The organism is Mycobacterium sp. TH-M116 (assembly GCF_057473685.1).
Map to the genome: position 1 here is coordinate 1 of NZ_JBYCLC010000163.1, position 14,268 is coordinate 14,268.

General features: G+C 70.5%; 11 protein-coding genes. 2 read left to right on the plus strand and 9 right to left on the minus strand.

Translation table 11 applies throughout. From position 1 onward, the window contains the following. The 7 genes from AC2VOK_RS08170 to mutA all read right to left on the minus strand — a co-directional run. Positions 1-257 (minus strand): PIN domain-containing protein (locus AC2VOK_RS08170; RefSeq protein ID WP_428900022.1); only part of this gene is annotated, 257 nt, incomplete at its 3' end. A 119-nt stretch (positions 258-376) separates the two neighbouring features. Beyond that, the gene (locus tag AC2VOK_RS08175) at positions 377-2,977 is read right to left on the minus strand and encodes an SEC-C metal-binding domain-containing protein (protein ID WP_428900023.1); all 2,601 of its coding nucleotides are present in this window, start codon (positions 2,975-2,977) and stop codon (positions 377-379) included. Between the two features lie 78 nt (positions 2,978-3,055). Continuing rightward, entirely contained in the window at positions 3,056-4,342 is a 1,287-nt protein-coding gene (lipL, locus tag AC2VOK_RS08180) for an esterase/beta-lactamase LipL (protein ID WP_428900024.1), read from the minus strand. A 123-nt stretch (positions 4,343-4,465) separates the two neighbouring features. After that, positions 4,466-5,500, minus strand: a complete 1,035-nt coding sequence (locus tag AC2VOK_RS08185) for a patatin-like phospholipase family protein (protein WP_428900025.1) — start codon at positions 5,498-5,500, stop codon at positions 4,466-4,468. A 36-nt stretch (positions 5,501-5,536) separates the two neighbouring features. After that, positions 5,537-6,517 (minus strand): methylmalonyl Co-A mutase-associated GTPase MeaB, encoded by a 981-nt coding sequence (gene meaB / locus AC2VOK_RS08190; protein ID WP_428900026.1) that lies wholly within the window; start codon positions 6,515-6,517, stop codon positions 5,537-5,539. An 82-nt stretch (positions 6,518-6,599) separates the two neighbouring features. Next, positions 6,600-8,822 carry a methylmalonyl-CoA mutase gene (gene scpA, locus AC2VOK_RS08195; RefSeq protein ID WP_428900027.1) on the minus strand — a complete coding sequence of 741 codons (2,223 nt, stop codon included), beginning with the start codon at positions 8,820-8,822 and terminating at the stop codon, positions 6,600-6,602. Positions 8,823-8,827: 5 nt separating this feature from the next. Further along, the gene (mutA, locus tag AC2VOK_RS08200) at positions 8,828-10,717 is read right to left on the minus strand and encodes a methylmalonyl-CoA mutase small subunit (protein ID WP_428900028.1); all 1,890 of its coding nucleotides are present in this window, start codon (positions 10,715-10,717) and stop codon (positions 8,828-8,830) included. Between the two features lie 178 nt (positions 10,718-10,895). Between mutA and AC2VOK_RS08205 the strand changes: the two genes are divergently transcribed. Next, complete coding sequence (locus tag AC2VOK_RS08205; RefSeq protein ID WP_428900029.1) at positions 10,896-11,618, plus strand: TVP38/TMEM64 family protein; 723 nt, start codon at positions 10,896-10,898, stop codon at positions 11,616-11,618. Next, complete coding sequence (locus AC2VOK_RS08210) at positions 11,612-12,088, plus strand: nitroreductase family deazaflavin-dependent oxidoreductase (protein WP_428900030.1); 477 nt, start codon at positions 11,612-11,614, stop codon at positions 12,086-12,088. Before AC2VOK_RS08205 ends, AC2VOK_RS08210 begins: the two co-directional genes overlap by 7 nt. Here AC2VOK_RS08210 and AC2VOK_RS08215 read toward each other — a convergent pair. Further along, the gene (locus tag AC2VOK_RS08215) at positions 12,085-12,441 is read right to left on the minus strand and encodes a DoxX family protein (RefSeq protein ID WP_428900031.1); all 357 of its coding nucleotides are present in this window, start codon (positions 12,439-12,441) and stop codon (positions 12,085-12,087) included. The two genes, AC2VOK_RS08210 and AC2VOK_RS08215, sit on opposite strands and share 4 nt — an antisense overlap. A 71-nt stretch (positions 12,442-12,512) precedes the next feature. Continuing rightward, positions 12,513-14,180, minus strand: coding sequence for a hypothetical protein (locus tag AC2VOK_RS08220; protein WP_428900032.1), 1,668 nt, complete (start codon positions 14,178-14,180; stop codon positions 12,513-12,515). Positions 14,181-14,268 lie beyond the last annotated feature (88 nt).

Sequence of the window (14,268 nt, forward strand, 5' to 3'; positions counted from 1 at the left end):
GCGGTAATCGCGGCCGTCAGGTCGAAAGATTGCACACGACCATCAAGGTCTTCGTCGAGGAGTTGAGTAAACATCTCGTCGAGCCGCTTGCGCCGCCGGCTTGACGCCAAAAGTTCGATGCCGGTGCGGATCTCGAATACCGTCACCGATGTCGTCCAGATTGATTCGGTGGGCTGATGATCGAGCCATGCCACGACGGCCGGATCGGGTGTGTCCCGCATCAACGCGGAGAGCACATCGGTGTCGAGCACGATCATGATTCGTTGAACTGCGCAGGCTGGGCGGGCTGGGCGGCGAGGCGGCCCAGCCGCCTGGGCAAACTCCTCTGGGCGCATCAGCGCACGCCGGCGACACTCGTCCTCCCGCGGTGGCGGAATCAATCCAGCCCGAGCGCCTCGCGCAGCCGCGCCGGACTCATGGCGCCGGGCCGGCCCGTGTCCGGCGGGAACGAATCGAGCAACCGGATCAGATCCGGGCGCCGGGTCGGGTCGTCGGCGCACTGCCGGGGTGTGTGACCGGCCAGGGCGGGGAGCGATTCGTCGAGCCAGGCCGCCTCGTACATGTGGATCATGTCCTGGAGGGCCGCGGCGAGGGCCGGGTCGGCAGCCACGTCGTCGATCACCTCGCTCTCCGCGTCGTCGCCGGCGAGTCGCTGGGCGTCGCGCAGATCGCCGAGCGGCTCACGGGTCTCGCTGAGCACACTCACCGACGCGTCGAGCGCACGCACAGCGGCGAGCACCCGGTCGAAGCGTTCCGCGCTGTTGGCGTGCACGTGCAGCTCGTCGCCGGTGAGCTCCAGGTGCGCCCGAACCCGCTGCATGCCGTGGGTGACGACGTGCTCGAACCACACCAGCGTGTCCCCCGACTCGCCTTCCTCCCGTTCGTAGAGACCGTCGAGCCCGCGGGCCAGCGCCTCCGGGTCGGCGGCGCGCAACACCGCATCGCACATCGTCAACGGCTCGCCCTCGGTGTTGAGCAGCACCGGCGGGGCGAACCGCCGCGACAGCGCCGCGACCAGCTCGACCGGGTCGGGCTCGTCGTCGAGCAGCGCGATCAACCCGTCACGCTCCCCGAGCGAAACCGGCTCCAACCCGCCGAACACCTGCATCGTCTCCCCCGCGGGAACAACTCTGGCGCAATAGAATTCACCGGCCTTGACCTGCGTGCTGGCGGCCCGTTCACGCACCTCGTGCACGTCGCCGGTGCGCACGTCGCGCACCGTGAAACCCTGCCCGCGCGACACGTCGAGCACCTCGTACACCGACCGCTGCACGAGCAGCCACTGCTGGGCCAACGACTGTTCGTCGTCGGGCAACAGAACGCCACGGGTACCGACGAACTCGGCGAACGCCCCTCCCTCGAACAGCACCACGTCGGCGACCAGAGGATCGCGCAGCCCGTCGACGAGCGAATCGGGTGAGTCCCAGTGCTGCGACCGGACACGGGCGATCTCGAGGAACTCCGCCATGAACGGGCCGTCCAGCAGATCGATGGCCGCCTTCTGATACAGCCAGGCCGCCCGCTCTTCCAGCGGCAGCTGCTCGCGGTTGAGGTGACACACCTTGTATTTGCGCCCCGAACCGCACCAACACCGCTGATTGCGACCCAGGTCGGCGCGCGGAGCCGCCCGGAACGCCTCGAGCAGTTGCTGAAGATGATCGTCGGGGGGCGCCCCCGCCCGGCGCAGCAGCGACAACCCCCGCTCGGCGTCCCCCCGATCGCCGGCGTAGCGGGCCAACTCCAGCAGCGTCAACGGCCACGACGGGTCCAGTGACTCGGCGTCATTCAGCGCCGCCTCGGCCTGTTCGACGTCCCCGAGCGCCTCGTGGGCCTTGGCGCGCATCCAGCGCAAGGCCGGGCGCGCGGCCCGCGGCGCCATCGGCTCGGCCGATTCGGCGAAGACCCCCAGGGCCATGGCCGAGGTCTCGTCGTCCACGTCGATCTCGCGCAGCACGGCGGCGGCCACGGCCGGTTCGCCCAGCAGCTCCAGGACGGTGCGCACCGTGGTGCGGTCCGGCTCGGAGGACGGCTCGCCGGCCACCGGGGCCGGGGCGATGTCGGTGACGTCGGGCTCGTCGCCGTCGTCGAGGCGGGCCTGCACGGCCTCGACCACGTCGAGGGTCTGCTCGTGCAGTGTGAGCGTGGCCAGCACGGCCAGCGCCTCGTCGTCGTCGAGTTCGTAGCGCGCCTTGATCGTTTCGAGCCGGTCGGCCGTCCGCGCTGCGGCGAAGTCGAAGCCCCCGCATGCGACCCGATCGCCGTCGCGAGCCAGCCCGCTCGCGGCGAGCAGATCACCTAGCGGAGCCGTCGGCTCGCGAAAGAGGCTGTCGTCGTCGGCGCACACCGTCCACGTCGCGATGTCGAGCATCTCGGGGCGGTCGGGACGCTCGCCGAGCAGCGCCGCCAGCGCCTCGCCGGGGTGGCCCGCAACCGGCTCCGCGACCGGCTCGGCGACCGCGACCAGCTCGAGGCCGCTCGCCCCGACCCCCAGCCCGACGAGGTCACCGGCGCGCACGCCCAGAGCGGCGAGGTGACCGCTCGGCAGCAGCAGCGCCCCCGAGAAGTCGACCGCGTCCGCGGGCACCCCGCGGGCGGCCAGGACCTCGTCGTGCAGGAATGGAAACACGTCGCTCAGCGGCGAACCGTCGGCAAGTCGCCGATAGGCCTCCACCTCGGTCAGGATCGACACCGGCGCCAAGTCGGGTCCCCACGCCAGGAGGTCGTGGTCGACCTCGACCTCGGTGAGGCGGTGGGTGAAAATTCTGCCTTCGAGCAAGGCCGGAATCCAGGCCCACCGCCCGTCGGCCAGGGGCAGGATCGGCTCGTCGTCGTCGAGAATGTCGTCGAGGGCCTCTACAGGGTCGGGTCCGAGGTCGGCACCGTCGGCTTCGAGCACGTCCAGCAGGTCGTCCTCGCTCATCGGGCCGCGCGTCGAAAGAACCTGGCGCACAACGGCAGCAAGCGCATCTTCAGGCATCGGCCCGAGACTACTCGCCCCGGCTTGCGCTGTCAGCGGCCGGTGGGGCGTCACGCCGTGGCGAAACCCGGACCTCCGTCAGCCGACGGCGGCCCCGGCTTGCGCGTAAGGCGCGCCGAACTCGGTCACCGGCTGGAAACCGTGCTTGCGGGCCCTGGCGGCGGCGTGGCGCATCAGCGCGTAGATCCCGACGAACGCGGCGTGATCGGTCATCAACAACGGCGGCAACAGCCGGTTGTGCACCAGTGCGAAGGCGATCCCGTCGGCGGGATTGGTCCAGCCGAGCGAGCCACCGAACCCGACGTGCCCGAAGCCCGGCATGATGTTGCCGATCGGCAGACTGTGATAGCCCAGATGGAAAGCCAAGGGTACGAACAGGTTTCGATCCGGCCGCAGGCTTTTTCGGCCGGTCAGGCCCGCGACGAGTTCACCCGAGAGGAACCGGGTGCCGTCGATCTCGCCGCCGTTGGCGATCGCGCCGTACATGCGCGCCAGGCCCCGGGCGGTCACCACCCCGTTGGCCGCGGGGATCTCGGCATCCAGCATCGCGTTCTCCCCCTTGACGGCATCGGTGATGCCCGGGAAGTACATCGAGCGGTATGCGCCGGACATCTCGTTGGCGACCTTGCGCAGCACGAAGTTCGCCACCGGATTGCCGATCATGTTCTGCGGCATGACGATCTCGGCCGCCCGCGTCGGCGCTCCGGCCGGCGGCCGGCCCAGGTGCAGGCCGTCGGTGTCCAGCGGCTCGGCGAGCTCCTCGCGGATCAGCGCACGCATGCCCTTTCCGGTCACCGCCCGGGCCAGGCCCGACATCAGCCACCCGAACGTCAGCGCATGGTAGGCCGGCTTGCCCAGCAGGCGCCCCGGCGGCGCCGCGGCCAGTCGTTCCTCCATGACGGTGTGGTCGAAAAGGTCTTCCCGCGTGGCGCCGCGCAGACCCGACAGCCCGGCGGCGTGCCTCATCACGTCGCGCACCGTCAGGTACGCCTTCCCGTTCGCCCCGAACGCCGGCCAGTACTCGGCCACCGGTGCCTCGTAGTCGATCAGCCCCCGATCGGCGAGCCGGTGGATGACGGTGGCGGCCATGCCCTTGGTCGCCGAGAACACCATCGGGGCGGTGTCCTCCGACCACGGCTCGTCTCCGGCGCGGTCGGCCCAGCCCGTCCACACGTCCACCACGGGCTGGCCGTCGAGGTACACCGCCAGGGCGCCGCCGCCGAACCGGCGCGCCGGGAACATGCCGGCGAAAGCGCGAACGACGCACGTGAAATGTGAGTCCGCCGCGCCGGACATCCGTTGACCCGCGTCAGGGTCATCGGGCATAGGGACCGCGCGTCGATCGACTCCAGTGTCCACCGTCATACTTTTAATTTACTAAGACTTCATATTCGTCTTCGGCGCGCACCGGATTACGTTATCCAACCGTTAGCCTCGGCGGGGCTCACGCACACCCCGGACCCGTTCTGCCGACGTCGCCGCGGCGCGTCACGGGCGCGGCGTCGCGTCGGGCCACCGGAACCGAGCGCGGTATTCCGGCCAATCCCACGTCGACAGGAACGCCTGGGCCGCCTCGTAGCCCTTGTCGAAGAGCTGTTCGAGACGCTGGCGGGATGCGTCGAAGTCGAGCACGCCGACGTCGGTCGATTCGACCAGGATGGCGCGGGAACGGACCCACGGCTGGTTGAGCTGGGTCTGGTCATGGCCGACCAGCATGGTGGTCAGCAGACTTTCCAACAGTGACGTCTGCTCGAAGAACCGCAGCGGCCGCAGAGCCGGCATCACTTCACCGAGTCCCTCGGCGATCCGGGGTAGCACCGTGATCCCGAACGTGGGCCGACGCGGCGCCTTGCCGTCCCAACGGTCGAAGGTGTCGATCGGGAAGTTCGACAGAACGCCGCCGTCGACCAGGGTCGACGGGCGCCCGGTCGCGCTGAACAAGGTGACCGGGCGGTAGAAGAACGGGATCGCCATCGACGCGCGGACCGCGTCGGCAACGGATTGTTCGTCGGGGTCCAGACCGTAGATCGGCCGGTAATCCCAGGGAAATCGCACCAGCTGCGCCGCCGTCACGTCCGCGACGGTGACCACCAGCCGGCTGCGCCGCCCCTCGGGCAGGTGGTCGTCATCGAGTTTCAGGTCACCGAACGTCTCGACTCCCAGGTTCTTCAGCTCAGCGCGCACCCACTCGTGGGCGAAGTCGCCGCGGTACATGCTCGTTTCCCGAACCAGTCCCCACGCCGCACCCAGAAAAGGGACCGGCGGCGGGTCACGCCATTTGCTCAGCGGCACCGACAGCGCCAGTTCCTTGATCTCCTGGCTCGTCAGCTGGTCACCCTGGGACGCGGCGGCAAGAACCGCGGCGACGACCGAGCCGCCAGAGACCCCCGACACCCTGGTGAACGAATACCCGTCCTCCATGAGCGCGACGATGGCACCCACCAGGCCGATGAACTTGACACCCCCGCCCGAGAGCACGAGGTCGGCATGTTTCGGCTCGCTGGTCTCGTTGCCGTCTGCCATGGCCGCCTTTCCGTCGCGAGGTGGCTGAGCTCGACGTTACTGCGCTGCAGCTGCCAGGATCTGTTGGGCCGCAAGCGCCGGAGTCAGCTCGCCGGCCCTGACCTTCTGCTCGACGTCGGCCCGGATCCTGCGCACCGCCGGATTCGACAGCACCCGGTCGAGCACCGTGTCGCGCACCATCTGCCAGGTCCAGTCGACCTGTTGAGCCCGTCGGCGCGCCTCGAACTCGCCGGCCTCGGTGAGCACCCGGCGATGACGTTCGATGGTGTCCCACAGCTCGGACAGACCGGTGCCCTCGGTTGCGCTCGTCGTGAGAACCGGCGGCCGCCAGAGCGTTTCGCGTGGATGGATCAACCTGATGGCAGCAGCGAGTTCCCGTGCGGCCGACCTCGCCTCGGCCAGGTGGTCCCCGTCGGCCTTGTTGACGACGACGATGTCGGCCAGCTCCAGGGCTCCCTTCTTGATGCCCTGCAGGGAGTCGCCGCTGCGGGCCAGGGTCAGCAGCACGAAGGTGTCCACCATGTTGGCGACGGCCACCTCCGACTGGCCGACACCGACCGTCTCGATCAGGATCGCGTCGAACCCGGCGGCCTCCAGCAGCACGACGGTCTCCCGGGTCGCCTTCGCCACACCGCCCAACGTCCCCGACGTCGGGGACGGCCGGACATAGGCGTCGGCGTGCACGGCCAGCCGCGGCATCCGGGTCTTGTCGCCCAGGATCGACCCGCCGGTGCGCGTCGACGACGGGTCCACGGCCAGCACCCCCACCCGGTGGCCCCGCTCGATCAGGTGCATGCCCAGCGCTTCGATGGTGGTTGATTTGCCCGACCCCGGCACCCCGGTGATGCCCACCCGGTGGGCGCCGCCGGAGTCCGGCATCAGCTCCAGCAGCAGTTGCTGGGCCTGCTCGTGATGGTCGGGCCGGGTGGACTCCAGCAAGGTGATGGCCCGCGACAGCGCAGCGCGGTCTCCGCGGCGGACGGCGGCGCCGAGGTCCTCGACCGTTTGCGCGCTCATCGGGCCGCCACCGCCCGCGAGCGTAACGCCACCGCGATTTCCGGCGCCGATTTTCGCAGTGGCGTGACGCTCGCGGGAAATATCATGCGTCCAAGTCATACCCAAGCCGCTCGGCCAGCTTGTGCAGCAGGCCGATCGCCGCGTCGGCGATCACGGTCCCGGGCGGGAAGATGGCGGCGGCTCCGGCGGCATACAGCTCGTCGAAGTCACCCGGCGGGATGACCCCGCCGACCACGATCATGATGTCGGGCCGGCCCACCTGCACCAGCGCGTCGCGCAGCGCCGGCACCAGCGTCAGGTGGCCCGCGGCCAGCGACGACACCCCGATGACGTGCACGTCGTTGTCGGCGGCCTGCCGGGCGACCTCCTCGGGCGTGGAGAACAGCGATCCGACGTCGACGTCGAAGCCGATGTCGGCGAACGCCGTCGCGATCACCTTCTGGCCGCGGTCGTGGCCGTCCTGCCCCATCTTGGCCACCAGAATCCTGGGCCGGCGGCCGTCGGCCTCGGCGAACTTCTCGACCAGTTCGGTGGCTTGAGAAATAGGGGCGATGTTGGTGGCCTTTCCGGCTTCGTCACGGTAGACCCCCGAGATGGTACGGATCTCCGCCCGGTGCCGTCCGTACACCTTCTCCAGCGCGTCGGAGATCTCCCCGACGGTGGCCTTGGCGCGGGCCGCGTCGATGGACAGCGCCAGCAGGTTGTTGCCCAGGCCGTCCGCCCCGGCGCGACCGTGGGCGGCCGCCGCGCGCGACAGCTCGGCCAGGGCGGCATCGCAGGCCGCCTGGTCCCGGGTCGCCCGCAGCTCCTGCAACTTGGCGTGCTGCTCGGCGCGCACCCGGCTGTTCTCGACCTTGAGGACCTCGATCTCGGTGTCCTCGTCGACCTGGTACTTGTTGACCCCGATCACCGGCTGCTGACCGGAGTCGATCCGGGCCTGGGTGCGCGCGGCCGCCTCCTCGATGCGCATCTTGGGGATGCCCTCGCTGATGGCCTGGGCCATCCCGCCGTACTCGGCGATCTCTGCCAGGTGGGCGCGGGCCTGCTGCGCGAGCTGGTGGGTCAGCCACTCCACGTAATAGGACCCGCCCCACGGGTCGATCGGGCGGGTGGTGCCCGACTCCTGCTGCAACAGCAGCTGGGTGTTACGCGCGATGCGCGCCGAGAAATCGGTCGGCAGGGCCAGCGCCTCGTCGAGGGCGTTGGTGTGCAGCGACTGGGTGTGGCCCTGGGTGGCGGCCATCGCCTCGATGCAGGTGCGGGCCACGTTGTTGAACGCGTCCTGGGCGGTCAGCGACCAGCCCGAGGTCTGCGAATGCGTGCGCAATGACCTGGATTTCGGGTTTTGGGGTCCAAATTCTGCGACGAGTTCGCTCCAGAGCAGCCGGCCGGCGCGCAGCTTGGCGACCTCCATGAAGAAGTTCATCCCGATGCCCCAGAAGAACGACAGCCGGGGCGCGAAGTCGTCGATGTGCAGGCCCGCGTCCAGGCCGGCCTTGATGTAGTCGACCCCGTCGGCCAGGGTGTAGGCCAACTCCAGATCCGCTGTGGCACCGGCCTCTTGGATGTGGTAGCCGGAGATCGAGATGGAGTTGAATTTCGGCATCTTGGCACTGGCGTAGGCGAAGATGTCGGAGATGATGCGCATCGACGGCTTGGGCGGATAGATGTAGGTGTTGCGCACCATGAACTCTTTGAGGATGTCGTTCTGGATGGTGCCCGCCAGCTTCTCCGGCGGCACCCCCTGCTCCTCGGCGGCCACCACGTACAGCGCCAGGATCGGCAGCACGGCGCCGTTCATCGTCATCGACACGCTCACCGCCGACAGGTCGATGCCGTCGAACAACTGGCGCATGTCCAGGATGGAATCGATTGCCACACCGGCCATTCCGACGTCTCCCTGCACGCGCGGATGGTCGGAGTCATAGCCGCGGTGGGTGGCCAGATCGAAGGCCACCGACAGCCCCTTCTGGCCCGCGGCCAGGTTGCGCCGGTAGAACGCGTTGGAGTCCGCGGCGGTGGAGAACCCGGCGTACTGGCGGATCGTCCACGGCTGGTTGACGTACATCGTGGGATAGGGCCCGCGGATGTACGGCGGCTCGCCGGGGAAGCTGTGCAGCGGGTACCCGTCGGCCGCCGCGGCGGCCCGGTCGGCGGCGACGTAGACCGGCTTGACGTCGATTCCCTCCGGGGTCTGCCAGGTACGGTGCTCGTTTCCCACCGCTTCGGCGGGCCGCTGCGCCGTGCCGTCGCCATGTAGCGGAATGTCGGAGAAATTCCCAATCACAGAGGCGCTGCTCGTCATCGCGGCTACGCCCCCAATCGGGTGAGCAGATCCGACAATGCTTGGACTGCATCGATTTTCGCGGTCAGGTACTCATCTGGCCGGTGCGCCGGGTCTTTCAGGTCGCCCATCGCCCGCTCCGGCCCGGCCAGGCACACCCGTGACACTCCGGCGCTGCGGGCCGCCGCCACGACAGCGGCGGCTTCGTCGCCGTAACGCTTGTCGGTGCCGCAGATGACCGCAACCGCCGGCGAACCGGCATCCGATACGGCTGCGGCCACCCCGGCGGCGTCGAGCGGTCCCGGGTTGAGCGCCTCGATTCCGCCCGACGCCAGCAGGTTTGACGCAAACGTCGCCCGGATATTGTGCTCGGCGAGCGGCCCCAGCGGCAGCAACAGCGCCCGCGGTCGCGCCCCGGTGCGGGCCAGGTGGGCGTCGGAACGGTCCCGCAGCGCTTCGAACGCGGCGGCGTAGCGCTTACCGGGTTGCTGCGAATCCTGTTGTGGCAGTGCAGCTTCTGCCAGATTCGGGAACTCGTTGACGCCGGTGATCGCGGTGCGACGGTGCGCGATGTCGTCGGCGCGCTTCGCGGCCACCTTGGCGATCTTTTCGGCGAGGTAGTCGCGGGCGTCGGCGAACCCGCCGCGGGACTCGATCGTCTGGAAATGCCCCCAGGCGTGCCGGGCCAGCTCCTCGGTGAGGTCCTCGACGAACCACGAGCCACCGGCCGGATCGAGCACCCGCCCGACGTGGGATTCCTCCAACAGCAGCAGCTGGGTGTTGCGGGCGATGCGGCGCGCGAAACCCGCAGACACGCCGGGGAACCCGCCCGGGATCGCCACGTCGAACGGGTGCACCAGCACGGTGTCGGCACCGCCCACGCCCGCGGCGAAGGCGGCCACCGTGCCGCGCAGCATGTTCACCCAGGGATCGCGCTGGGTCATCATCGGCAACGATGTCTCGGCGTGCAGCACGGCCGCGCCGCCCTCGGGGTCACCGGCGACCTCGGCGACGCGCGCCCACAGCCGGCGCGCGGCCCGCATCTTGGCGATCGTCATGAACTGGTCGTCGTCGGCGGCCAGGCGGAAGCTGATCTGCCGCAACGCGTCGGCAACGGAGATCCCTGACTCGGTGAGGATCCGCAGGTAGGCCACCGCGGCCGCCAGGCTGCCGGCGAGCTCCCACGCCGCGCTGGCGCCGAGATTGTGGAAGGCCGGCCCGTCGACCGTGATCGAGCGCAGCCCGCGCTGACCGGCCACCCGGGTCGCGACCGCCACCACCTGCTCGACCGTGCAGGACTTTCGCCCGCCCAGCGACGCGCTCAACGGGTCGGCGCCCAGGTCCACCGACACCGTGGCCCGCGCGGCCGGTTCCAGCCGGTCCACCAGCCCCAGCAGCGCGTCGCCGGCCGCCGGATAGTCGGGGCCGGCGTCGAGGATCACCGGCGCCAGATCCAGGTAAACGCCGGCGAGCAGCGCGGCGAGCCGATCGGGAGCCACACCGGACTCCCCCACCCGGACCAGCAGCGCGCTGACCCCGTCGGTGAGCGCGCCCAGTACCGCTGCATTGCCGTCGTCGGCGCCTGAACCCGGTTTGGGGAACGCGTCTTTGGGGAACGCCTCGGCGACCTTCCAGCCGGCGTCGACGTCGCGCGTTGCGTCGCCGCCACGCACGTAGGGCCACTCACCCGGCAACGGCGGCTCGGGCAGCTCGTCGAGCGCGGTGTAGAGCGCGCGGACGGCAAACCCGTCATAGGTGGGGGTATCCAGGGCGTGCTCGGGTTGCGCACCCAACTCCGCGGGGTCGCGCCGGGTGCTTTTGGCCAGCACACCCGCGACCGCGGTGCGCCACCGCGCCAGCGCTTCCTGACCGGCCGCTGGATCGGCTGCCACCCTCGTTGGTACGTCCACGGACACCGACGGCTCCTGTAATCGCAGGAAATGGGAATTTCTCAACCCGGGGTCGCCACTTTTCCACCAGGCTAATTGATCGGTTGCGTCGCTCCTGCGGCGAGGTAGGGCGCGGGCCGGTCCGGGGCGAAACGCCAGACGCGGGCAACGCGGTATTCATCTGCGCCCCGTAGCCTTGACAAGCGTGACGGCACCCGCCACCGGCAAAGCCACCGGCGCCCTGCGCAGCCTCGGCTACGGGTTGGCCGCGACGGCGCGTCAACTGTCCCGGCCGCGGGCCGTGGCGACGGCGGTCGGCATCGCGATCGTCGTGGCGGTGGCGCTGCTGGTCCCGCTGCCGACCGCCGTGCAATTACGCGACTGGGCGCAGTCGGTGGGCCCGTGGTTCCCGCTGGCGTTCCTGGCCGCGCACGTCGTCGTCACCGTGGTGCCGATCCCGCGCACGGCGTTCACCCTGGCCGCCGGCCTGCTTTTCGGACCGGTGCTGGGGGTGCTGATCGCCGTGTCCGCCAGCGCGGCCAGTGCGCTGATCGCGCTGCTGCTGGTGCGCGCGGCGGGCTGGCAGCTCAACCGGCTGGCTCGCCACCGCGCCGTCGAGAGGATCGACCAGCGGCTGCGGGAGCGGGGCTGGCTGGCAGTCTTGTCGCTGCGGTTGATTCCGGTCGTGCCGTTCTCCGCGCTGAACTACGCCGCCGGCGCGTCTGCGGTGCGGGCGCTGCCGTTCACGCTTGCCACGGTGGCCGGGTTGCTGCCGGGCACCGCCGCCGTGGCGGTCCTCGGCGACGCGCTGGCCGGTCATCCGAGCCCGCTGCTCTTCCTGGTGTCGCTGTGCACGAGCGCGCTGGGGATGTGCGGGATCATCGTCGAGATCCGCCATTACCGGCGCCGGCACTCGCGGGCATGGTGACGATCGCCATCCGCACCAGGATCTTCGGCCGGCTCGTGCGGTCGCGCCGGCTGATGCGCGCACCGATCTGGATCTACCGGGCCCGCGCGGGCGCGCTGTTCGGCTCGCGAATCCTGATGCTCGAACACATCGGGCGCACATCCGGCGCAAAGCGCTACGTCGTGCTGGAGGTCATCGATCACCCTGCCCCGGACCTTTACGTCATCGCCTCCGGATTCGGCCGAAAAGCCCAGTGGTTCGGCAACATCCAGGCCAACCCACGGGTGCGTGTCTACGCCGGCAGCCATGCGCCCCGACGCGCCACCGCACGCATCCTCGACCAGGAAGAGGTCGACCGCGCCCTGGCGGTCTACCGCAGCCGCCATCCCCGGGCATGGCAGCAGCTCAGACCGGTGCTCGAGGATATGCTCGGCGCTCTGATCGCCGACACCGGCACGCCGCTGCCCATGGTCGAGCTGCGCCTCGACTAATCGCGGTCGGGGCCCTTGACCGTCATCGCCGCGAAGACGGCCAGGAACGACGCGGCCGGCAAGGTGTTGACGATCTTGTCGCGGGCCCGGACGTGCGCACCCACCGCCAGCACGAAATACAGCGTCAGCATCGCCGTCGTCAGCCTGGCCAGCGCCGGGAACCGCGTGACCGACAGCAGACCGACTGCGGCCGCGGCCTTGACCACCGGCAGCACCGGCCGAACGCTGTCCGGAACGTCGAGATCGTCGAGGATCTTCTTGATCGGGGGCACCGGAACCGCGCAGGCCACCGCGTCACCGGCATGGAACACCGCAAGCGCCACATATGTTTTCGGGGAAGTCAGCACACTCATGTGCCGATCCTAGAGCGTGCTGCCGACGACAGCTCTCGCACCCGCGCGGGTGTGGCGCGAGCCGAACCGGGCTACACCGCGCCGCCGCCCAGGCCTCCGTCGCCGCCCGCACCGCCCGTGCCGCCGGTCGAGTCGGTGGGTGTGACGCCCGTTTCCCCAGGGCCGCCGGCCTTGCCAGTGGTGCCGGCACCGGCACCACCGGTGCCGCCGGTGCCGCCGGTCCCGCCGGTGCCGCCGGCGACGCCGCCACTGGTCGAATCACCGCCGGTACCGCCCGTGCCTCCGGTACCGCCCAGACCACCGGCCGACGTGCCGTCACCGCCGGTGCCGCCATCGCCACCGGTGCCGCCGGCGCCGGGTGAGCTGCCGGTGAACCCAGTCCCACCAGTGCCACCGGCACCACCGTCACCGCCCTCACTCAAAGCGCTACTCGACGTCCCGCCCTGACCGCCGGTCCCGCCCTGGCCGCCAGCCACACCGGCGGCCTTACCGGCACCACCTTGACCGCCGTGGCCACCGGCACCGCCGAGACCCACGATCTTCCCACCCGCGTTGCCCCCGTCGCCGCCGATGCCGCCGGCGCCCGCCGTGACAGTTCCGTCGCCGCCGCTGCCACCCGCACCACCCGCGCCGGCGGTGCTCACAGCGAACACGGTGTTGCCACCGGTCCCACCGTCGCCGCCGAGGCCGCCGACCGTTCCGAGACCACCCGTACCACCGACGCCACCCGCACCGCCGAACTGACCGCCGACCCCGCCGTCTCCGCCGGCCCCGCCGGCACCGGCGGTGCCGCTCGCGTTGCCACCGCCGACACCGCCGACACCGCCGACACCACCTTGACCCTCGATTCCGTGCGAGCCCGTCACGCCGCCGCCACCGGCAAGCCCGGTCGAGCCGAACAATCCGTGCGTTCCGCCGGCACCGCCGTCCCCGCCTGCACCACCGACACCGCCGGTGCCACCGTTGCCGCCGACGCCTCCCGTGCCGCCGGTGCCGCCGGTAACAATCGCGGTACCGGCGGCACCGTCCCCGCCCACACCTCCGGTGCCTCCGGTGCCGCCGGTGCCGCCCGCACCGCCGAGCCCCCCGGCGCCGCCGAGGCCACCGTTGCCGATCAGCTCCCCGCCGGCACCACCCTGACCGCCCACGCCACCGGTCCCGCCGTCACCGCCGACACCGCCCTCACTGCCGGCGCCGCCAGCAGTGCCGGAGCCGCCGGGCGCCGCGCCGGCAGTCCCAGCGCTACCCGTGCCGCCCGACGCACCTAGGGTTCCCGTGCCACCTATTCCGCCGGCGCCGCCGGCGCCGCCGTCACCCAGCAGCCCGGCGGCACCCCCCATGCCGCCGGCACCGCCGGTACCACCGTTGACACCGGTACCGCCTGTTCCGCCTGTTCCGCCGTTGCCGAGGAAGAGTCCCCCGGCCCCGCCGGCGCCGCCGGCGCCACCCCCCGCCGCCCCGGTACCACCGGTGCCACCAGTACCGAACAAGCCCGCCGAACCACCAACCCCGCCGGCACCATGATCGACCCCGACCACCCCGGCAGCCCCCGTACCACCATTACCGATCAGAAAACCACCATCACCGAGGTTGCCGAACACCCCCGAACCACCCAACAACGACTGATTCGGGCCGGTGAAACCATTGACCCCGTTACCGATCAAGTCCCGCCCGAACAAAAACACCGTCGGCGCATTGATCACCTGTTCCGCACCCGACAACACAGAGTGCAGCGACATCGCCGGACTTATCGTCGCCGCAGCGTTAGCGGCCTCCTCGACCGCATACAAACCCCCACCCGACACCAACGACTGCACAAACCCGTCA